The 21851-nt window shown below is 68.4% G+C and carries 16 protein-coding genes; 5 read left to right on the top strand and 11 right to left on the bottom strand.

Annotated elements, in window-relative coordinates; genetic code table 11:
* Positions 1 to 2 precede the first annotated feature (2 nt).
* Complete coding sequence (locus tag AB0F51_RS32680; RefSeq protein ID WP_360286047.1) at positions 3 to 782, top strand: ABC transporter ATP-binding protein; 780 nt, start codon at positions 3 to 5, stop codon at positions 780 to 782.
* Positions 783 to 784: 2 nt separating this feature from the next.
* The gene (locus AB0F51_RS32675; protein ID WP_360286045.1) at positions 785 to 3244 is read left to right on the top strand and encodes an FtsX-like permease family protein; all 2460 of its coding nucleotides are present in this window, start codon (positions 785 to 787) and stop codon (positions 3242 to 3244) included.
* 1 nt (position 3245) lies between these two features.
* On the opposite strand, the gene AB0F51_RS32670 is transcribed toward AB0F51_RS32675, so the two are convergent.
* Positions 3246 to 3596, bottom strand: a complete 351-nt coding sequence (locus AB0F51_RS32670) for a VOC family protein (protein ID WP_360286044.1) — start codon at positions 3594 to 3596, stop codon at positions 3246 to 3248.
* The gene (locus AB0F51_RS32665; RefSeq protein ID WP_360286042.1) at positions 3596 to 4399 is read right to left on the bottom strand and encodes a methyltransferase domain-containing protein; all 804 of its coding nucleotides are present in this window, start codon (positions 4397 to 4399) and stop codon (positions 3596 to 3598) included. The genes AB0F51_RS32670 and AB0F51_RS32665 overlap by 1 nt, the downstream gene beginning before the upstream one ends.
* Positions 4400 to 4496: 97 nt before the next feature.
* Here AB0F51_RS32665 and AB0F51_RS32660 point away from each other — a divergent pair, with 97 nt between their 5' ends.
* Positions 4497 to 4994 (top strand): MarR family transcriptional regulator, encoded by a 498-nt coding sequence (locus AB0F51_RS32660; RefSeq protein ID WP_360286040.1) that lies wholly within the window; start codon positions 4497 to 4499, stop codon positions 4992 to 4994.
* A 446-nt stretch (positions 4995 to 5440) separates the two neighbouring features.
* Here AB0F51_RS32660 and AB0F51_RS32655 read toward each other — a convergent pair whose 3' ends face one another.
* Positions 5441 to 7255, bottom strand: coding sequence for an ABC-F family ATP-binding cassette domain-containing protein (locus AB0F51_RS32655; RefSeq protein WP_360286038.1), 1815 nt, complete (start codon positions 7253 to 7255; stop codon positions 5441 to 5443).
* A 12-nt stretch (positions 7256 to 7267) separates the two neighbouring features.
* Positions 7268 to 9130 carry a translation factor GTPase family protein gene (locus AB0F51_RS32650; protein ID WP_360286037.1) on the bottom strand — a complete coding sequence of 621 codons (1863 nt, stop codon included), beginning with the start codon at positions 9128 to 9130 and terminating at the stop codon, positions 7268 to 7270.
* A 177-nt stretch (positions 9131 to 9307) separates the two neighbouring features.
* Here AB0F51_RS32650 and AB0F51_RS32645 point away from each other — a divergent pair, with 177 nt between their 5' ends.
* Positions 9308 to 11875, top strand: a complete 2568-nt coding sequence (locus AB0F51_RS32645) for a tetratricopeptide repeat protein (protein WP_360286035.1) — start codon at positions 9308 to 9310, stop codon at positions 11873 to 11875.
* Between the two features lie 2 nt (positions 11876 to 11877).
* Here AB0F51_RS32645 and AB0F51_RS32640 read toward each other — a convergent pair whose 3' ends face one another.
* From AB0F51_RS32640 to AB0F51_RS32610, 7 genes are all read right to left on the bottom strand, one after another.
* Positions 11878 to 12804, bottom strand: a complete 927-nt coding sequence (locus AB0F51_RS32640; RefSeq protein ID WP_360286033.1) for a 4-(cytidine 5'-diphospho)-2-C-methyl-D-erythritol kinase — start codon at positions 12802 to 12804, stop codon at positions 11878 to 11880.
* Between the two features lie 9 nt (positions 12805 to 12813).
* Complete coding sequence (gene rsmA / locus AB0F51_RS32635; protein ID WP_360286031.1) at positions 12814 to 13632, bottom strand: 16S rRNA (adenine(1518)-N(6)/adenine(1519)-N(6))-dimethyltransferase RsmA; 819 nt, start codon at positions 13630 to 13632, stop codon at positions 12814 to 12816.
* Between the two features lie 87 nt (positions 13633 to 13719).
* Positions 13720 to 14850 (bottom strand): transglycosylase family protein, encoded by a 1131-nt coding sequence (locus AB0F51_RS32630; protein ID WP_360286030.1) that lies wholly within the window; start codon positions 14848 to 14850, stop codon positions 13720 to 13722.
* 218 nt (positions 14851 to 15068) lie between these two features.
* Entirely contained in the window at positions 15069 to 15683 is a 615-nt protein-coding gene (locus AB0F51_RS32625) for a nitroreductase family protein (protein ID WP_360286029.1), read from the bottom strand.
* A gap of 13 nt (positions 15684 to 15696) precedes the next feature.
* Complete coding sequence (locus AB0F51_RS32620) at positions 15697 to 16611, bottom strand: TatD family hydrolase (RefSeq protein ID WP_360286028.1); 915 nt, start codon at positions 16609 to 16611, stop codon at positions 15697 to 15699.
* A 41-nt stretch (positions 16612 to 16652) separates the two neighbouring features.
* Positions 16653 to 18950 carry a hypothetical protein gene (locus AB0F51_RS32615; protein ID WP_360286026.1) on the bottom strand — a complete coding sequence of 766 codons (2298 nt, stop codon included), beginning with the start codon at positions 18948 to 18950 and terminating at the stop codon, positions 16653 to 16655.
* 27 nt (positions 18951 to 18977) lie between these two features.
* Positions 18978 to 19406 (bottom strand): SRPBCC domain-containing protein, encoded by a 429-nt coding sequence (locus AB0F51_RS32610; RefSeq protein ID WP_360286024.1) that lies wholly within the window; start codon positions 19404 to 19406, stop codon positions 18978 to 18980.
* A 152-nt stretch (positions 19407 to 19558) separates the two neighbouring features.
* On the opposite strand from AB0F51_RS32610, the gene AB0F51_RS32605 reads away from it, so the two are divergent.
* Positions 19559 to 21721, top strand: a complete 2163-nt coding sequence (locus AB0F51_RS32605) for a discoidin domain-containing protein (protein ID WP_360286023.1) — start codon at positions 19559 to 19561, stop codon at positions 21719 to 21721.
* Positions 21722 to 21851 lie beyond the last annotated feature (130 nt).

Genomic DNA, 21851 nt, shown 5'->3' with positions numbered 1-21851 from the left:
CGATGACCATCCAGACCGGTGAGCTCCCGCTCGGCCGTTTGCCGCAGGACGCCGCTGACCGGACCGCCATCCGCGCGCACGAACTTCGCAAGGTGTACGGCCAGGGTGACACCGCGGTCGCCGCACTCGACGGGGTCTCCGTCGACTTCGGGGTCGGGCGGTTCACCGCGATCATGGGTCCGTCCGGCTCGGGCAAGTCGACCCTGATGCACTGCCTGGCCGGGCTCGACACCCCGACCTCCGGGCAGGTCCTGCTCGGTGAAACCGAGCTGACCCAGCTGCCCGACGCGGCGCTGACGAGGATCCGGCGGGACCGGATCGGCTTTGTCTTCCAGTCCTTCAACCTGTTGCCGATGCTGTCCGCCAAGGACAACATCCTGCTCCCGCTGGAACTCGGCGGCCGCAAGCCCGACCAGCAGTGGATGAGCACGCTGATCGACGTACTCGGCCTGCAGGACCGGCTCACGCACCGCCCGTCTGAGCTGTCCGGCGGCCAGCAGCAGCGGGTCGCGGTGGCCCGCGCGCTGGTCGGCCGGCCCGAGGTGGTCTTCGCCGACGAGCCGACCGGCAACCTGGACTCCCGCTCCGGTGCCGAGGTGCTCGGCTTCCTGCGCCGCTCCGTTCGCGAGTTCGGCCAGACCGTGGTGATGGTCACCCACGACCCGCTCGCGGCGTCGTACGCCGACCGCGTCGTGATGCTTGCCGATGGCAAGCTTGCCGGTGAGCTCGCCGACCCCACCCCGGAGTCCGTCCTGGACGCCCTGCGGCAGCTGGGGGCCTGACCGTGCGACGCTCCATCCTCTCCTCCCTGCGCGCCCATCTGGGCCGCCTGGTCGCCGCCTGCCTGGCGATCGTGCTCGGGGTCGGCTTCGGCACCCTGGCGATGACCGCGCACGCGTCGGCCACGAACGGGATCGACCAGACCATCGGCAAGCAGAACGCCGGCGTCGACGCGGTCGCCAACCCCAATCGCGAGTCGCTCACGCCCGCCGAGGCCGCCAAGGTGGCGAAACTGCCGCAGGTCGCTTCCGTCGTCACCGAACTATCGGCGTACATGCAGGTCCAGTGGGCCGGCCAGGTCCGCCCTGACAGCCTGGGCGTGGACGCTCGCTACGACACCTCGAAGATCGCCGGGCCGAAGACCTCCTCCGGGAAGTTGCCCGAAGCAAAGAACGAGATCGCGTTGCCGGCCAAGCTGGCGGAGAAGTACAAGGTCGCGATCGGCCAGGAGCTCAAGCTCAGCACCTGGGAGGGCAAGTCCTACCAGGTGAAGGTGGTCGGCCTGATCGACGACGGTACGTCGATCGGCGGCGCGAACGCGGTCGCTACCGCCGAGACGGTGAAGACCTTCGAGCCGGGCGGCTACATCAACAAGCTCAAGGTCGCGGCCGCGCCCGGCGTGAGCCAGGAAGCGCTGGCCGCCGCGATCAGCGGGGTCGTCAACAAGGGCGTGGACGTCTACACCGGTACGGCGTGGATCGACCGCGAGGTCAAGGGCATCACCAGTGGTATCGACGTCCTCGGTGGCGTGTTCGGCATGTTCGCCGTGATCGCGCTGTTCGTCGCCTGCCTGGTGATCGCCAACACGTTCACCATCGTGATCGCCCAGCGGACCCGCGAGATGGCACTGCTGCGCTGTGTCGGCGCCTCCCGCAAGCAGGTGTTCTCCTCGGTCCTCGCGGAGGCGAGCATCGTCGGATCGGTTGCCTCAGGCATCGGCGTGGTCTTCGGCGTCGCGCTGTCCGCGATCGCGCTGACACTGGCCCGCACGTTCGACTGGGGTCTGCCGCCGGTCGCTCTCCATCTCGACCTCGCGTCGGTGTTCATCCCGCTCCTGCTCGGTACGGTCGCCACGATCCTGGCTGCCGTCGTACCGGCGAGGCGGGCAACCAGGGTCGCTCCGCTGGCTGCCCTCCGGCCCGAGGCGGCGCCGATCGCCAAGTCCAAGGCCGGCGTACTGCGTCTCGTCCTCGGCTTCCTGTTGCTGGCCGGCGGTGGAGCCCTCCTCGTCCTGGCTGCCACGTCGAGCCAGGTGATCGTCGGAGTCGCCGGCGGGGTGATGTCCTTCCTCGGAGTACTGGCGATCGGTTCGCTGCTGGTGCCCGCACTGGTCAGATTGCTCGGCGCCTTGCCCGCGCGCGCCGGAGGGGTGCCTGCGCGGATCGCCGTCGCCAACGCCGTCCGCAACCCGCGGCGGACCGCGGCGACCACCTCGGCGCTGTTGATCGGCGTGACGCTGATCAGCCTGACCTGCGTCGGGATCGCCTCGGTCCGCAACACCTTCGACGTCACGATGGACAAGGAATACCCGGTCGACGTGACGATGAAGGTCTACGACGAGAAGATGCCGGCCACCGCGGCCAAGCAACTGCAGGACATCAAGGGCATCACGCAGGTGGTGCCGGTCAAGTCGGCGTCCGTCAAGACCGGCGGCGAGACACTGGAGATCACCGGTGTCGACCAAGCGACTGCCGGTTCGGTGATCCACAACCCGGCGCTGGCCGGCCAACTGCAGCCCGGTACTGCGCTGATCGACCGCCAGACGATGGGCATGCTCAACCTCGAGGACGGCTCGACGGTCACCATCGTGTCGGGTAAGCACAAGCTCGAGCTGAAGGCTGTCCGAGCGCACGGTCTGGATCCGATCACCATCACACAAGCGGATCTGACCAAGCTCGCGCCGAACGCGGCAGTGACCGGCTACTGGCTGGCCTCCGATCCGAAGGCCGACGGTCCCGAGGTGATGGACGCCCTCAAGCAGTCGCTGCCAACGGTCAAGAGCCTGACCATCGGCGGCGGACTGGCCGAGCGGAGCTTTTACACCAAGGTGTTCGACGTACTGCTGCTCGTCGCGGTCGGACTGCTCGGAGTCTCGGTCCTGATCGCGCTGGTCGGGGTCGGGAACACACTCAGCTTGTCGGTGCTCGAACGCACCCGGGAGAACGCGTTGCTTCGGGCAATGGGGCTGACCAGGCGTCAGTTGCGCGGCATGCTCGCGGTCGAGTCGTTGCTGATGGCACTCGTCGCGGCCGGCCTCGGGATCGCGCTCGGCCTGGTCTACGGGTGGACCGGGACGTCCGCCTTGATGGGTAGCCAGGTCGACGGTCCGGTCCAGTACGCCGTACCGGGTCGTCTGTTGCTGACGATCGCGCTGGTGGCTGCTGTTGCCGGTCTGCTCGCGTCGGTGCTGCCGGCTCGGCGCGCCGCCAAGGTGGCGCCGGCAGGGGCGCTGGCCACCGAGTAGGTCAGACGATCTCGACTCGATTCCCGTGGCCGTCGGCGGTGTGGAACCGCCGGCGGCCCGGGATCGTGTCGTTGTCCCACTTGACCGGATATCCCTTGACCTGCAGGGTTTCGGCGAGTGCGTCGAGGTCGTCGACCGCGAGAGCGGGGTGGGCTTTCAGCGCCGGCGTGAAGTTCTCCTCGACGCCGACATGCACCTCGGCAGTACCGTCTTTGAACCAGCAGCCGCCACGCGCCGCGAGCAGCGGCGGCTTCTCCAGCTCGGTCATCCCCAGCGCGTCGCGGTAGAAGGCGCGAGCGACCTCCTCGCCGCCGGGCGGGCAGGACACCTGCACGTGGTCGAGCCTCATCATCAGTTTCCCTTCTGCGCGACGGCGAAAATCCGGCGGAACGGCAGCAGCGTCCCGAACTCCTGCTGCGGATAAGCCTCGTTCAGGCGGGCCCCGTACTCCGCTTCGAATTGCGCCCGCAACTCATCGGGCAACGACTGCAGAACGGGTCGCGCTCCCGTGCCCTTGACCCACTCCAGCACTGCGTTGTCACCCTGCAGGAGATGGCTGTACGTCGTCTCCCAGGCGTCGACGGTGCAACCTTCGGCGGTGAGCGCTGCGACATAGTCAGCCGGGCTCGGCACCTCTGCCCGGAACGCCTGCTCTGCGGCGTACTCCGCGTAGGGCTCGGTGTGAGCCAGTTCGCGAAGGATCGCGTGGGATGGCGCGTCCCCGTTGCCAGGAATCTGAATTGCCAGCCAACCACCCGGCTTGAGCGCCCGCACAAATCCCGGAAGCAACTCGAGCTGCTCGGGAATCCAGTGCAACGTTGCGTTGGTGACAATCACATCGACCGACTCCGGCGCGGCACTCCACTCCCGCACATCCCCCACCTCAAAGCTCAGTCGCTCCCCAGCCAGCTCCTGAGCCGCCTCAATCATCTGCGGCGAACTGTCCACCCCAACCACGCGAGCGCCCGGCCACCGCTCCACCAAAGAAGCAGTCAAATTCCCAGGCCCACACCCGAGATCAACCACCAGCAACCCATCACTCCCTCCTGTGCTGTCCTCCAGGTGGACTTGGGCGAGCAGGTCCATGAAGGGGCGGCCGCGTTCTGCGGCGTACTTGTTGTATTGGTGGGGGTTCCAGACCGGTGACTTGCGCATGGTGGGGGCCTCTCGGGGGAGATCTCTTGATGTCGAGATACTTTACGCCCTGCGGTTCTCTTGATGTCAAGAGTCTTGATGGCTTAGTGTCGGGGGTATGAGAGACGAGGTCGATCGGCTGGTCGAGGCCTGGCGGCGGGAGCGGCCGGATCTTGACGTGGCGCCGATGGAGGTGTTGTCGCGGGTCAGCCGGCTGGCGCGGCATCTCGACCGGGCTCGCCGGCAGGCCTTCGAGACGCACGGGCTGGAGTCGTGGGAGTTCGACGTACTGGCCGCGTTGCGCCGGGCCGGCAAGCCGTATCAGCTCTCCCCCGGCCGGCTGCTCAAGGAGACCCTGGTGACGTCGGGGACGATGACGAACCGGGTGGACCGGCTGGCCGCGCGCGGGCTGGTCGAGCGGCTTCCCGATCCGGCCGACCGGCGCGGCGTGCTCGTCCAGCTCACCGACGCCGGCCGCGACTCGGTCGACGCGGCGATGGCCGACCTGCTCGCCCACGAACGCACCCTGCTCGGCTCGATCAGCGAACGCGACCAGGCGAAGATCGCCCGGGTACTGCGCGAACTGGTCGGCCCGTTCGACCAGGAAAATCATTGACCGACATTTCCGCAACACCTGCCGGTAACTCGCCGGAATTGTGCCGGAATAATCCGAAAAGACCACCCGTCACTTTATCCCGGTGCCGATCGTTGCTAGTTGCAACGAGATCGTGAGATTGCTGTAGCGCACGACTATCGACACTGAGTGACCGGCCCAACTAGTGTCCTCACCATCGGTGGTCGAGCAACTACACAACGTTCATGGATCGGCGAACTTCGGCGGCAAGAGGTGGTCCGCCGAAGCCGGTTGGCGGTGTCCGGGGCTCGGGGCTCGGACAACCTGACCGGTACGGGACCCGCTCACCCGGCAGACGCGGCATACCCTCCGAGTTACAGGGGATCGGAGGGTGTGCCGCGACTCAGTTCTCCCGGGATTTGATCATGTATACAATTCCCGCCGCACCCGGAAATGTCCTGACAACGTTATCGACCGCCGGCAACGCGCTATTCCGCGCGTTCGGCCGCTTCGAACCAGGCGGTTTCCAGCTCACCGCGTTCTTCGGCCAGCTTGCGCAGCTCGGTGTCCAGCTCGGCCAGCCGCTCGTAGTTGCTCGCGTTCGCGGCCAACTGGTCGTGCAGCTTCGCCTCCGACTGGGTCAGTTTGGCGAGCTGCCGCTCGATCCGGTTGAGCTCCTTCTTCGCCGCCCGCGCCGCCGCCGCGTCCGCAACGGGCTCGGCCTCGGGCTCGGGCTGCCGCTCGGCCAGGGTCGAGGGGGTCGGAGCGGAAGTGGCGACCCGGCGTACCGGAGTACCGGAGGCCAGTTCTTCGAGGTACTGGTCGACGCCGCGCGGCAGGTGGCGGATGTAGCCGTCGCCCATGATCGCGTAGACCATGTCGCTGACCCGCTCCAGGAAGTAGCGGTCGTGCGTGACGACCACGACGACGCCCGGCCAGTTGTCGAGGAAGTCCTCGAGGACCGTCAGCGTCTCGACGTCCAGGTCGTTGGTCGGCTCGTCGAGGATCAGCACGTTCGGCTCGTCGAGCAGGATCCGGAGCAGCTGCAGCCGGCGGCGCTCGCCACCGGACAGGTCGCTGATCCGGGTGGTCAGCTTGTCGCCGGTGAAACCGAAGCGTTCGAGCAGCTGTGACGACGTCATCTCGCCGCCCCGGCCGGCCAGCGCCGCGGTCCGGCGGATGTCGGTGATGTGCGACAGCACGGTCACCGAACCGTCGAGATCCTCCAGCGTCTGCGACAGGTTGGCGACCCGGACCGTCTTGCCCTGCTTGACCAGGCCGGTGTCCGGCGGGAGCAGGCCGGTGAGCACCTTGAGGAAGGTCGTCTTTCCAGCACCGTTCGGGCCGAGCAGGCCGATCCGGTCGGCCGGGCCGAGCCGGAAGGTGACGTGATCGAGCATCAACCGGTCACCGAAGCGCAGCGAGACGTCCTCGGCGTCGAAGACGTCCTTGCCGAGTCGCGAGGTGGCCAGTTGGGCCAGGGCGAGCTTGTCGCGCGGCGCCGGCTCGTTCTCGATCAGGGCGTTCGCGGCCTCGATCCGGAACTTCGGCTTGGTGGACCGCGCTGGCGCTCCCCGGCGCAGCCAGGCGAGCTCCTTTTTCATCAGGTTCTGCCGCTTGCCTTCGACAACGGCCTCGTTGCGGGACCGCTCGGCCTTGGCCAGCACGTAGGCGGCGTACCCGCCCTCGTACGAGTTGACCTTGCCGCCCTGGACCTCCCAGGTCTCGTTGCAGACCGCGTCGAGGAACCACCGGTCGTGGGTGACCACGATCAGCGCACCGGCCCGGTCGACGACGTGTTGCGCGAGCCAGTCGACGGCCTCGATGTCGAGGTGGTTGGTGGGCTCGTCGAGGATCAGCAGGTCGACCTCGGTCATCAGCAGCCGGGCCAGCGACGCGCGCCGGCGCTCACCACCACTCAGCGTGCCGACCAGGGCTTCGTGGTCGACGCCACCGAGCAGGTGTTCCATCACCGAGCGTGCGCGGGGATCGGCGGCCCAGGTGTAGGTCTCGACATCACCCAGTACGGCGTGCGCGACGGTCAGCCCGGGATCCAGGTCGTCGACCTGACCGAGGAAGCCGAGTCGCAGGTCGCGGTTGTGCGTGATCCGGCCGGCGTCGGGCGTCTCCTCCCGGGCGAGCAACCGCAGCAGCGTGGACTTCCCGTCCCCGTTCCGCCCGACCACCCCGATCCGCTCGCCCCGGCCGATGCCGAGGGTCACCCCGTCGAGCAGGGTGCGGGTTCCGAAGCCTTTGGAGACAGCTTCCAGATTGACAAGGTTGGGTGCAGGAGTGGCGGCCATATCCCCTCAAGCCTAGGGCATGGCTGAGGGGTGACGGTCCGGACGGCCACTGACCGGGTGGTAGCCGTGGAAGGTGGTCAGGAGGATGCCTTCGCCGTGGGTGATGCCGGGGAGTTGGGCTTCGAAGGCGTGAACGCGGCCGGCCGGGATGCGCCCGGTGAGAGCCGTCCGGTCGGGAGCGACTTGGGTGCTCTCGAGGGTCGCGCCCGCCTCCGAGAGCTTGGCGATCACCTGCGAAACGGCATCCGGCGGCAGCTCGAGCTCGAAGCTGTTGACCGGCTCGCACACCGTAGTTCCGGCCTCCTGGAGCGCCTCGAGCAGTACCAGCGGCACGAGACGCCGGAAGTCCCCGGCAGCGGTTCCGACGGAGGAGTACTGCGTCAGGGTGAGGTCCACCCGGCAGTCCTGCACTTCCCACCCGTACAGCCCTTGCTGGAGAGCGGTCCGCGTAGTCTCCTCGATCGCAGTGTGGAACGCCCGCGGGAGCCCGCCGAGCTCGACCTCCAGCCGGTAGTCGATGCCGGTACCGAGCGGAGCGGCCGAGACCCGAAACCCGACTCCCGCGCACCACAGGTTGCCGGGCTCCCCCATCTCGCGCACCGCCGTACCGACGCCGACCGGGCGCTCGATGTGGATCGGTGTCGTCTCGCTGAAGCTGACGGTCAGCCCGTACTCGTCCTCCAGCAGCGAGGCGATCACCTCCTTTTGCACCTCGCCGTACAGGTTGACCGAGATCTCCCCGAGCGCGCCCTTGCGGACCCGGATCAGCGGATCCTGCTCGGCCAGCTGCTGCAACGCCTGGAAGAGCTTCACCCGATCGCCTGCCTGAATGACGGTCTCCAGCGTCGGTGGCGCGAAAAGCCGTTCGTCCCGGCGGGCCGGCGTGCCGAGCTGATCCCCGATCTGCACCCGCTTGAGCCCGCGCAGCGCGACGATCCGGCCCGCCTCCACACTGTCGACGGATCGCGTACCGCCTCGCTCAAACACCTGCACCGAGGTCGGTTTGACCTCGTACTGCGTCCCGCCGTGGTGCCCGTCGATCGATTGGCGGGCTTGAAGCCTGCCCGCGAACACCCGGGCCGAGGCGATCTTCTCCCCCGCCGGACCGCGTTCCACCTTGAACACGGACGCCCGCAACGGCTCCTCCGGCATACCGGTTGCCCGGGGCAACCAGTCGCGGATCCCCTCGATGAGCTCGGGCACGCCTTCGCCGGTCATCGCCGAGCCGAAGTACACGGGATGGACGAGCGAGCGCCCGACCTGGTCGGCCAGCTCGCGTCGATAGTCCTCCGCGGTGAGCGAGTCCTCGAGATAGCCGCTCAGGAACTGATCATTGCTCTCAGCAAGCATCTCGCCAAGACCCTTGCGGACAAGGGGAAATGGCTCGTACTGCGCCGCGCGGATGCCCAGGTCGGCGACTGAACCCATCGGGACTGCCGCGGGGGTGAGGAGTCGCCCGATGTCGGCGAGCAGTTCGTCGTACCGGGCTCCCATCCGGTCGATCTTGTTGACGAACAGCAGGGTCGGGATGCGCACTCGCGTCAGCGTGCGCATCAGCAGCCGGGTCTGCACCTGGACACCCTCGACCGCCGAGATCACCAGCACGGCGCCGTCCAGCACGGACAGCGCGCGCTCGACCTCGGCGATGAAGTCGGAGTGGCCCGGGGTGTCGATCAGGTTGACGGTCAGGTCACCGAGCTCGAACGAGACCACGGCCGAGCGGATCGTGATGCCGCGCCGGCGTTCCAGGTCCATCGAGTCGGTGGTGGTACTGCCGTCGTCCACCCGGCCGACGTGGTCGATCACGCCCGCCGCGTACAGCAGGCGTTCGGTCAGGCTGGTCTTACCGGCGTCGACATGCGCCAGAATGCCCATCGTCAGAGTGTTCAAAGGTCCTCGCGGGTGCGTCGCAGCGATCAGGAGTGATGGCGTAGATCGACACCTGGCGCATCGGGGGCTCCTTTTGAAATCGGCGCTGGGACCACTGACGGCCTGACGATAGCCTTCCGGTCAGGATCCGGCGACCGAGTTTTCGGCTGAGAGGACGGGCGGATGGAAGCGTTCGCAGCGCTGCTCCACCGGTACCGCAAGGCGGCCGGGCTGACCCAGCAGGACCTGGCGGACCGCTCCGGCACGAGCCTCGCCGCCATCGGCGCCCTCGAACGAGGCGTCCGCAAATACCCCCGCCCGGAAACCGTCACCGCCCTCGCCCACGCCCTGCGGCTCCGGCCTGAGGACCACCAAGCACTGACCCAGGCCGCCCGCCGAAAAGGCAGACCCGCAGCCCAACGCGGCAACACACCCGGTACCGCAGCCCGCGCCCCCCTGCGCACCGCTGGCCCCGCTGGGGCTGGACCCGGCTCGGCGCTGCCCGGCTCGGCCGGCTCGCCCGCTGGGGCTGGAGCCGGAGGTGCCGGGCCCGGCTCGGCCGGTACAGCTGAGTCGCAGGGCGACCCCAGTGCGGTCGTGCCGCGGCAGCTTCCCTTGGTCGATGCCGGGTTCACCGGGCGTAGCGGCGATCTCGCCGTACTGCGGGCGGCGCTCACCCGGGAGTCCGGCGTGGCCATCGTCGGCATCACCGGGATGGGTGGTGTCGGCAAGACGACGCTGGCTGTGAAGGCGGCTCATGAAGTCACCGACGAGTACCTCGGCGGGCAGGTGTACCTGGATCTTCGCGGTTTCGGCGCTGACTCCCCCGTCTCACCGCTCGAGGCGCTCAACTACCTGCTCCGCGCGTTCGGCCTGTCCGGCCCGGACGTCCCCGTCCAGGTGGACGAGGCGGCGGCTCGCCTGAGGACACTGCTGGCCACGCGTCGCGCCCTGATCCTGCTGGACAACGCACGCGACGCAGCACAGGTCGAGTACTTGCTACCCGGCACCGGCCGATCAGCCGTCCTGATCACGAGCCGCCAGGAGCTGTCCGGGATGCCGACCGCGCAGATCCTGCGACTCGGTCTGCTGTCCGCGGCGGAAGGCCTCGACCTGCTCAAGTCGACCGTCGGCGACGACCGGGTCGACCAGGAACCCGAGGCCGCCCGATCGATCCTGGAATCCTGCGGTCTCCTGCCACTCGCCTTGAAGATCGCGGCCGGCCGTCTGGCCGCCAGGCCTCGCTGGCCACTGACCCACCTGGCCGGTCTGCTACGCGACGAACGGAGCCGACTGGACCATCTGCAAGACCAGGAGCTCGGCGTACGGGCCAGCTTCGACGTGTCGATCGACGACCTGACCGCTGGCCAGAGTGGCCGTGAGCAACGAGCCGCGGCCGCGTTCGCGCTGTTCGGAGTACCGGATGGTCCTGATCTGACTGTCGAGGTCGCGGCCCGGCTGCTGGACTGTGACGAGCATGCGGCGACCGATGCCCTCGAGGATCTCTGCGATCTCCACCTGCTGGAGTCGCTTGCGCCGCGGCGGTACCGGCTGCACGACCTCCTGCGGATGTACGCGAGGGAGCGCGCGCAGGCGACCATCAGCGCGGAGGAACGGGCTGCGGCGCTCACCCGGATCCTCGACCTGTATGCCTCGGCGGGCTGGCAATCGATCGAACTGGGCTTCCCGAAGGCCGGCCGGATGCCGTGGTACCGGGCACAGCCTCCGATCGCGGGCGGCGGACCGGAGTACAAGACCATGGGCGCGGCACTGTCCTGGCTGGACGGGCAGCGGCCGCATCTGGTCGCGGTGACGGCCCAGGCTGTGCGGACGCCTGGCGTGCCGGCCGTGTCGATTCTCCGGCTCGCGATCGGGCTGCACACCTTCTACGCCACCCGCGGGCATTGGCTGGATTGCTTGCAGGTCTTCCGTGCGGCGCTCGAGGTGGCGGCGGCAGACCCGTGCGCCGAGGGGCACCTACGTAGCGATCTCGGTCTGGTTCTTCTCGACCTCGCTCGGGTCGGCGCGGGTCGCCCCGAGGAGTCCATCGCCGAACTCCACCGCGGCCTGGCGCTCTTCGAAGGCCTCGGCGATCTGCGCGGCGCCGCGACGGCACTGGTGAACCTGAGCCACGTCCTCCACCTGAACGGCGACTACCAGCAGGCGATCGACGCCGGCCACCGCGCTCTCACGATCTACCGGCCACTCGGCAACCTGCCGGACGAGGCGATCGCGTACATCAACATCGGCAACTCCGAGGGACAGCTGGGCAGGACGGCCGCCCAGCGATCGGCGTACGACGAAGCCATTGCCATCAGCAACCGGTACGACGCACAGCACCACCTCGCCACGGCTCTCCTCGGCTCCGGCATCGCCTACCGGGAAGCCGGCGACTTCACGGCCTCCTTCGACCACCTGCACCAGGCGGTGGCGAAGTTCAAGACGGCGGACGACCAACTGGGCCTGGCCGAAGCACTCGACGAACTAGGCGTCACCTACCGCCTCGCGGGTGACCCGAAGACGTCGATCGACCACCACAGCGAGGCCCTGACCATCAGCACCCACTACGACGACGGCCAACGCCACGTCCTGATCCTCCACCACCTGGCCCTAGCCCTAGCAGCAACCGGCGACCACCCCACCGCAATCACCCGCCTCCAAGAAGCCCTAACCCTCGCCACCCAAAAACGCCTCCCCAACCTGAAACCCCTCCAGGAAGACCTCGCCCGCCTGGGCCGGTGCGGGGCGTAGTACTAGCGGTTGATGGGGGCGGGGAGGATTCGGGCGCCGGGGACTGGGCCTTCGGCTTGGCGGACCATTCGGCAGAGGCCGGATTCGGCTAGTTCTACGGCCAGGTCGACCGCTCGGCGGCTGTCGGCGGCGAGGAAGAGGCAGGTGGGGCCGGAGCCGGAGATCATTGCGGCCAAGGCGCCTTGGTCCAGGCCGAATTGGAGCGTGGCTGCCAGCTCGGGGCGTAACGACAAGGCTGCTGCCTGGAGGTCGTTGCTGACGGCAACTGCCAAAGCCGCCGGCTGGCCGGAGAGCAGGGCGGAGAGGAGTTCGGGGCGGACCTCTGGTGGCTCGACGCGGCGGAGGGGGCGGAGGCGGTCGAGTTCTTTGTAGACGGCCGGCGTCGAGAGTCCACCGTCGGCGATCGCGAAGACCCAGTGGAAGGTGCCGCGCGACATCACCTCGGTGACCTGCTCGCCGCGCCCCCGACCCAGCGCGGTGTGGCCGACGAGGCAGAACGGTACGTCGCTGCCCAACTCCGCCGCGAGGTGTTCCAGCTCGGACTGCACCAGCCCGAGCCCCCACAGCCGGTTGCACGCGACAAGCGTCGCGGCCGCGTCCGTGGAGCCGCCGGCCATCCCGCCCGCGACCGGGATCGTCTTGCGGATGGTGAGATCGACGCCTTCGTCCACGTCGTACTCCGCCTGCAGCAGCCGCGCGGCCCGGATGGCGAGGTTCGACTCGTCGACCGGGACGTCATCGGCGAAGTCGCCGAGCACCTCGACGGTGACCTCCGAGTCGTCGCGCAGGGTCGCCGTGACATCGTCGTACAGGGCAACGGCCTGGTAGACGGTGGCGAGCGGATGGAAGCCGTCGGGGCGCGGCGGACCGACGGCCAGACCGAGATTGATCTTGGCCGGCGACCGGACCGTCACCTGATGAGCAGACACCGCCACAGGCTAATGCCCCGCGCCTGCGATCGCGGCGAACTCTTCGATGCCGAGCATCTCGCCTCGGAGGGTCGGGTCGATGCCGGCGGTGGCGAGGATGGCGTCGAGGCGTTCGCGGTCGGGCATCCAGCGTGCGAGCGCCGAGCGCACCGTCTTGCGGCGTTGCGAGAAGGCCGCCTCGATGACGGCGAACACCTCTTGGCGTGACGCAGCCGTCGCCGGTGGCTCACGCCGGGTGAAGGCAACCAACCCGGAGTCGACGTTCGGGGCCGGCCAGAAGACGTTGCGGCCGATCGGGCCGGCGCGGCGGACGTCGGCGTACCAGGCAGCCTTCGCGGACGGGATGCCGTACGTGCGCGACCCAGGCGGCGCCGCGAGCCGGTCGGCAACCTCGGACTGGACCATGACGAGCCCGTGCCGCAGCGACGGCGAGATGGCCAGCAGATGCAGCAGGACCGGTACTGCGACGTTGTACGGCAGGTTGGCCACACAGGCGTCGGGCTCACCGATGTCGGCCGGTACGACGGTCATCGCGTCGGCCTCGACGACGGTCAGCCGAGCCGCCTGGTTCGGCGCGTACTCCGCGATCGTGGCGGGCAGCGCACCGGCCAGCACCGGGTCGATCTCGACCGCCGTCACCCGGTGGCCCTCGGCAAGCAATGCCAGCGTCAGGGAGCCGAGCCCCGGCCCTACCTCCAGCACCGTCTCGCCGTCCGCCGACAGCTCGGCGGCGCGGACGATGCGGCGGACCGTGTTCGGGTCGATGACGAAGTTCTGGCCGCGCTGCTTGGTCGGGCGTACCCCGAGCCGGGCAGCCAGTGAACGCACTTCCGCCGGACCGAGAAGTCTCGGTCCGGCGGAAGTGGATGAATCAGCGCTGGTCACAGGCGCCAGTCTTGCAGAGATGCCTCAGGATCAGGCCCTCTTGCCGCAGACGGGCCAGTCAGCGTAGCTGCCGCGGGCCGCGCGCACCTTTTCGGCGATCGCGATCTGCTGCGCCTTGGACGCCTGGTGTGCGTTCTCGGCGTACTTCGTGCCGCCGTAGGCCGCCCAGGTCTGGTGACCGAACTGCAGGCCGCCGTAGTACCCGTTGCCGGTGTTGGCCGCCCAGTTGCCGCCCGACTCGCACTCGGCGATCCGGTCCCAGGCGCTCGTGTTGCCAGTCGCCGGGGGCTCGTTGTCGGCGGCGGGTTCCTTGGGCTCTTCCGGCTTCGGCTTGGTGCCGACCGTGACGAGCTCGTCGACGGGCTTGGTGACCACGTCGCTGGAGACCAGCTTCTTGGTCGCCAGCTTGCCGTCCAGGTACGTCAGCAGGTACTTGACCGTCTTGGAGCCGGCCACGCCCTTGGTGGTGGTCTTGGTCTCGCCCTCGAGCAGCGTCGCCGACTTCGTTTCCTTCTTCTCGAAGGCGATGGCCTGCTTCTCGGTGAGCGTGCGGGTGTCGACCTTGATCACGACGACCTTGGTGATGCTGCCGGGCTTGAGTGCGGTGGCCGGGGCCGGGACGATGCGGTCGTTGGAGTCGAACGGGATCTTGGCGCCGGTCAGCGCCTCGCCCACGGTCGCTGCCATCGACTTCACCGCGACGGCCTTGCCCAGCCGGACGATCTGCAGGGTCTTGGGGGTGCGAACGGTCAGCTCCAGGCCCTCGCGCCCGATCGGCGCGCTCCGGCTGGTGGAGAAGACGGCACCGTCGTACCGCAGGCCGAGGTCGGTCATCGCCTCGCTGAGGCTGTCCGCCGTGGTCCAGAAGGTCTTCTTCGAGCCATCCGCGTTGACGGTCAGCGGGCGGCCGTACTGCACCGCGATCTCCTGCCCGTCCTGCAGCTTGGCGTTCAGCGCAGGGGCCACCAGGTCACGCTCGCCGACCTGGATCTTCTTCGCCTTGAGGGCGTCCCCGACGGTGGAGCCGAAGGTGTGCACCTTCTGCACCTGGCCGTCGATCGAGAGGCTCACGGTCTTGCTCTTGGTCGCATAGGCCACAGAGCCGCCCACGACGGCAAACACGGCCGTGGCGCCCACAGCCGCGATGATGGACTTACGCACTAACGCTCCCAGGTAGAGCTACCCGGGCACGGGGTGAGGCGGCACAGGCGTAAGGCCGCGTATGCCGGGTACAGGGCCCGGAAACCACGGTCCTCCGCCGAGGGGCGTGCCACCCGGAACCTTCCCCGATCCCGGCCAACATCACGAGACAGTAACGAAGAAGTGGCGCAAGCGCCAATCCACTGGTCGGCGAGTCGCAAAAAGGTGTAACGGGCCGCTCACCCTTCGTGACGACCCCAGTGCCCCCGATGCACCACTTCGGCAGTACTGCGACGCCCGCGCTTCAGCGACGGGGACCGCTTGTCGGGGGCCCGGTAGCCGACCGAGATGACGCCGACCGGATCGAACCCGGCCGGTACGCCGAACTCCTCCTTGAGCCGGTCGACCTTCTCCGCCGGCGGCCCGAAAAGGCAAGCACCCAAGCCTTCGTCGACCACCGTCTGCAACATCAGCAGGGCCGCCATCCCGGTGTCGATGTACCAGTACGGCGCCGTCCAGTGCTTCTCGTCGCGGTCGGTCCAGCCCTTGTCCGGCGCGGTGTACCGGTCGAGGTACGCGTCCTTGTGGGCGAACGCGAAGATCAGCAGCGGAGCCCGCCGCAACCCTGTGATCCACTCCACATATTTCTCGTCCGGATCTTCGGCCGCGATCCGCCAGTACCGCTCCCGGTCGTCCCCTTCGAGGGTCAGGAACGCCCAGCCCTGGCTGAACCCGCCGGACGGCGCGTGCAGCCCGTTCTCCAGGATCCGCTCCCGGATCTCGGCCGGTACCGGCCGGTCGGGATCGTAGTTGCGCACCATCCGCCGGCGCCGGACGACCTCACTGAACTCCATTACCCGCACTCCATTACCAGGACCCGCCGAAGGCCCGGTCGGAGTTGTCCGACAGCGCCTGGCACAGCTCGGCGACGGAGATGTTCAGCACGCCGGCCATCTTCCGGACCGTGTGCGGGATCAGGTACGACGCGTTCGGCTGCCCGCGATGCGGCATCGGCGTCAGGTACGGCGCGTCCGTCTCCACCAGCACCCGGTCCAGCGGTGTCACGGCCAGCGCGTCCCGCAGCGACTGGGCGTTCTTGAACGTGATCACCCCGGCGAAGCTCAGGAACGCCCCACGGTTGACGCACTCGCGGGCGAACTCGGTGTCGCCGGAGAAGCAGTGCATCACCAGCCGGTCCGGCACGCCTTCGCGGTCCAGGATCGCCAGGATGTCGTCGTGCGCGTCCCGGTCGTGGATCATCAGCGTCTTGTCCAGCCGCTTGGCCAGCTCGATGTGCGCCGCGAACGACGCGTGCTGCGCCGCCCGGCCGTCCTCTCCGGTGCGGAAGTAGTCCAGGCCGGTCTCGCCGATCACCCGGACCTTCGGGGACGAGGACGCGAGCCGCTCGATCTCGGCCAGTGCGCTGTCCAGCTCGCCGGCCTCGGCGAGCTTCGGTGCCTCGTTCGGGTGCAGGGCGACGCCGGCGATCAGGTTCGGGTACTGCTCCGCGGCCTCGACCGCCCAGACCGCGCCGGGCAGGTCGCAGCCGACCTGGACGATCCGGGTCACCCCGACGGACGCGGCCAGCTTGATCGCCTTGGCGGCGGCCAGCCAGTTGCCGTCCTCGCCGTCGGCGATGTCCAGGTGGCAGTGCGCGTCGACCACGCTCATCGGCAACTGGTCCGGCACCGCGGGCCGGCTGCGATCCCGCGAGCGGCCGTCCTCCCCGATGGCAGCACGTTCCCGGGTCGGACGATCGACCTCCACACCGTCGGTAGACATGAAGAACAGCCTACTGACTGCCCCCGACAGCGCCGTACCAGTTATCGGAGGCGGTAGATGCGGATGTCCTGGTTGCGGTAGATCTCGGTGGCCAGCTGTTCCAGTTTCGGGGAGACCGGGCCGGCTCGCAGGTCGCCGATGATCAAGGTGATGCCGAAGTCGCCGGCCAGTTTGGCCAGATGTTGCTCGGACGGTTTCTCCACAGCGATCCGGCTGTCCAGCACGCGATCGGGCCAGGGCGACTGCTGGAGCAGGAAGCTGCGCCGGTGATCGGTGGCAGCCAGGTTGGCCGGCGCATACGCCCAGCCGCCGATCCACAGCTGCACACCACTCAGCCCGGTCATCCAGTACGCGTCGTTGGGGCACCCCGGCCGGTACGGCGCCGGCATGCAGAACACGTTGCTGACGGCCACGTCGTTGGGCTCGAGATGCTTGCGCAGCCAGAGCATCGCGCTCTGCTCTTCCTTGGTCAGGTACGTCCGCCACTCGATGTTCGGCGGCGGCAACGGCCTGGCCGCATCCCGCACCGCGTCCCCGAGCACGATGAACTGCACCGGAAGACTCGCAGCCACGGTCAGCACAATCACCTGTACTGCGGCCGATGCGGCCTGCCGTGTCCGGTTGATCCCGACGATCGCGGCCGCCCCAACCAAGGCCAGCACCCCGAACGGCGCCAGCAACCCGGCCGCGGCTCGCGCCACCGTGTGGGTCCCGGTGTCAGTCGGCCAGAACAGGTAGGTCGCCGTCGCGGTGAGCATCCCGGCCACCGCCACCACAACGAGCTCACGAGCCCCCGTCCGCCCGGGCTGCGTCTGCCAAGGAAGGTTGACGCCGACGGCAACCACTCCGACCATCCCGAGCGCCAGAATCGCCCCCAGGAAGTGGTACTCCGAATAGCCCGTGTGCGAGAACACCAGCGTCACGCCAGTACCGGCCAGCACACAGCCACCGATCCACCAGTACGCCGGATCGCGGCGTACCGGGGACATCTTCAACCCGAGCAAGGTCAGCAGCCGGACCGCGTTGACCAAGAGGTAATAGACCACCAGCACAACGGCGAACACGATCATCCGGGCATCGCCGTGCTCCAACGACGGGAGCACCCAGTTGCCGGTGGCCGGGTAGGTCTTGTCGCCCGTGACGGCCTGGTAGTACGGCTGGACCCGAAGCGCCGCGAGCAGCTGGAACCGGCTACCGCCCGTGCTACCGGTCAGCGCGAACGACGACGCCAGCAGGAACGCTGCCGCGACACCCGCCAACGCAGCCATCCGCCACGGCGCCCGGCGCTCCACGGCCCAAGCGCACGTACCGGCGAAGAGGCAACCGACCACCATGATCGGCAGCAGCGTCGGCTTCGTCCCGGTCGCCAGCGCGAGCATCAGCACCATCGCGGTCCACACCCCGCGACCCGCCTGCCGTCGCAGGATCAGCACGGTCGGACCGACCAGCCCCAGCATCACGACCCCGGCCATGGTGCCGGTTGGGCCCTGCACCACCTGCGCCGCCGACATGTTGGCAGTAGGAGTGTCGACCAACTGAATGGCGCCCGGCAGTACTCCGGCCAGCGCACCCGCCAGCGGCGCGGCCCAGGCGCGCTGACTGAGCGCCTCTCCAGCGGCCCAGCCGGCCAGGACCAGCGTGAGCAGCATCGTGAGCGGCCACTGGTGAATGAGCACCTGCGGCGGCCGGACATCGGCCATGACCGAGCCGCTCGCCATCGAGGCGGTCGCGAACCAGTGGTAGATCAGCGGCTCGCCGAGCACCCAGGGATCGGCAGGCGTCACGTCACGCAGCAACTGCTGGACCAGACCAAGCTGGTACCAGATGTCCTGGTGTCGCGTTGCGGCGATCGGCGGCAGCGGGACAGGTCGCAGGATGACGACCACGGTCCGAACCATGGCCAGCAGAAGACTGGCGACGAGCAATATGTGCCACCAGCGAGGTGGCGACGGGCTGGTGCCGCGCCAGCCGAGATGCGGCCGCAGGGTCTTACTGGCGGCGAAGACCACCAGCAACCCGGCGACGAAGGCCCACTGCAGCAGCGGGACGCCGAGCGCAGTACAGATTGCCCAGACGGCCAGCTGCCAGGCGAGGCCGAGGACTGCGCCGAATCCGAGGTCTTGGGTCACTGACCGGCCGCCCGCCAGGGCGCGCCACAGCAGCGTGCCGGGCAGCAGGACGGCGATCAGCCAGGTGAGGATCCAGCGGACACTCTCACCGGTCGAGTCACCGATCCGGACCAGCAGCAGGACCGCACTGACCGGCACGAGCAGCCACCACCCGAGCAGCCCGATACCGGGCAGTGACCGAGTGATTACTGTCGGATTCGTCCCCGTCATCCGGTAATGATGACGGGTGCCAGGGGGCTAACGGCTCTCGGCCGCCTCTTTCACGCCTTTGACGAGCATCTCCCACATACCGCGGGAATGGTCCGCCTCCTCCTGGCTGCCGTTGTTGTCCTGGCTCAGCTTGAGGTGCGTCCGGTCGCCGTCACCGGTCAGCTCGTAGGTGAGCGTGTGGTAGTTCTCCGGTTCGTCGGGCTGACCGCTCAGCGGGCTGTAGTGGGTCACCTTGAGCAGGCGACCCGTCTCCACCGCGAGGATCTCGCCCTTGTCGGTGTACTTCTTGCCCTCGTACTCGCCCTGCCAGGTGATCGGGCTGCCCTGCCGCCAGTCGGTCCGCACCTCGGCCCCGAACATGAACTTCTTGACCTCGTCAGGATCGGTCAGCACCTCCCAGACCTGCTCGGGCGACGCCTCGATCTCGGTCTCCGCGGTGGCCACGTAGTCGGCCATGATGTCCAACTCCTGTCTGTGTTCAGTTCTTCGACCGTACGGCGACGGCGCCGGGCAGGTCTTGTAGAAAGACGTCACCGCAGCCGGATCGTGCAGGAACTCAGCAACCTCGGCGATACCGGCAGCAGCCCTCGTCTCACTACCTTGCAGCCATGCTCAGACTCAGCACCGGCATTGCCCTGGCAAGCGCGCTGCTGGCCGCCACTCTCGCAGTACCCACTCAGGCGGCCGCCGCACCCATCCCCGTGCAAGTACTCAGCCTGACCGACCTGCACGGCTACCTGTCCGAGACCGAGAACCTGACCATCGCCGGCCCGTCGGGCAGCCTCGCCGTCGGCGGCGCGGCGTACCTGAAGGCGCATCTGGACAAGCTCCGGACCGGGCAGCCGAACAGCTTCCTGGTCGGCTCGGGTGACCAGTTCAGTGGCTGGCCCGACTACACCCAGGGGTTCGCCAACGAGCCGACGATCGAGGTGCTGAACGCGTTCGGGATGGACTTCGATGTCGCGGGCAACCACGAGTTCGACCGGGAGCTGCCGTTCCTGCGCCGGATGGTGTCGGGCGAGTGCTACGGCAAACCCGGTTTCGACAGCTGCTTCACGGACTCGGCCGGGCGCCCGTTCCACGGCACCGACTACGGCTATCACGCGGCCAACGTGGTGGACGCCGGGTCGAAACAGCCGGTCCTTCCGCCGTACTGGATCGCGCAGGCCGGGACCGCGCGGATCGGCTTCATCGGCGTGACGTTCCCCGGTACGCCGAACGAGACGCTGTCCATCGCGCAGTCCGGGCTGGAGTTCCAGGGGCTCGTCGACGGGACGAACCTGGCCGCGGCCGAGCTCAAGGCGCAGGGCGTGAACGCGATCGTGGTCAGCATGCACGAGGGCGGCCAGCAGGGCGGGTTGTTCAACGAGTGCAAGAACCCGACCGGGCCGATCTTCGACGCCGCCCGGGCGATCTCCCCCGACGTCGACGTGATCCTCGGCGGCCACTGGCACACCGCCTTCAACTGCATGATCCCCGACCCGGACGGCGTACCGCGGCCCGTCCTGGAAGCGTCCAACCACGGACGTTTGCTCGGCGAGGTCAACCTGTCACTCGACCCGGCGACCGGTGAGGTGATCCGCTCGGCGACCACCGCCACCAACCACGCGGTGACCAAGGACCTCACGCCCGACGCCGGCGTCCAGAAGATCGTGAAGTACTGGATGGACAAGTGGGCCGTCCGGCAGACCCAGCCGTTGGCCAAGCTCGACCGTGACCTCGACTTCTCCAAGACCGCGGAGAGCCGCACCGGCAACCTGGTCGCGGATCTCTACCGCTCCGAGGCCGCGCACGCCGCACACGGTGGCGCCGACCTCGCGCTCGTACCGGCCGATCTGGGCGTCGACGTGATCGCGGCCGGGCTCAAGGCCGGGACGGTCCGGTACGGCGATGCGTGGCCGGTGGTCGGTATCTCACCCATCACCACGCTGTCGCTCACGGGGTCGACCATCGAGCAGATCCTCGAGCAGCAATGGATCCCACCGGCGTACGGGTGCCGGCGGTTGTCCTCGCTCGCCGTCTCCGACCAGGTCCGCTACTCGTACGACTTGGGCAAGCCGGTGGGTGATCGGGTCGACCCGGCGAAGGTGTTCATCCGCGGCAAGCGGTTGGAGCTGGGCAAGACGTATCGGGTGACAACCAGTGCGGCAATGCCGTTGCACGGGGCGCAGTACGGCTATCCGGGCTTCCAGCAGTACACGGATCTCATCCGGGCGCCGCGAATGGGTCAGGAGGTTTTCCTCAACTACCTGCGGAGCCGTCAGTCGATCACAGCACCGGCGCTCGGCAGGGTGACGGCGATCCCTGGTACGCCGCCGCCGGTCGACGGTCCGTTCGGCCCGCTGAACCTGTTGCCGCAAAGCGAGATGACCGCCACCGCGACGAGTCCGGGGTCGCCCGCCTACAGTGCCGCCGCCGCGCTCGACGGCAGTTGCACGACGATGTGGCACTCCAACTGGAGTCCGCATGCGCCGCTGCCGCAGTACATCACTCTGGACCTCGGCCGGACCCGATCGATCGAGGCACTCGTGTACACGCCGCGCCAGGACGCAGCGGTGCCGAACGGACGGATCTTGAGGTACGACGTCCAGGTGAGCGCCGACGGCAACCTCTGGCAATCAGTTGCCACCGGCAACTGGGGCGGCACGGTCGACGCCAAGATCGCCCGCTTCCCCGCCGGCACGACGGCCCGCTACGTCCGCCTGATCGGCCTCGAAGGCGGCGCCAACTACGCGGCGGCGACGGAACTCAATATTGCTGTAATGCCCTGAGTCGGAAGGTCGGCGAGTGCTGGAGGTGTCCAGGCGGGTGCATCGCAAGGCGGAGAAGCAGCCTCGATGCGGGTTTCATCGTGGCTTCTTCTCCAACGCAGCGAGGTGCCCGCCTGGGCGCCTCCAGTGC

Source organism: Kribbella sp. NPDC023855 (assembly GCF_040639475.1).
GTDB lineage: Bacteria > Actinomycetota > Actinomycetes > Propionibacteriales > Kribbellaceae > Kribbella.
The sequence above is the reverse complement of the archived record's forward strand: the minus strand, read 5'-3'. Positions and strand labels throughout refer to the sequence as shown.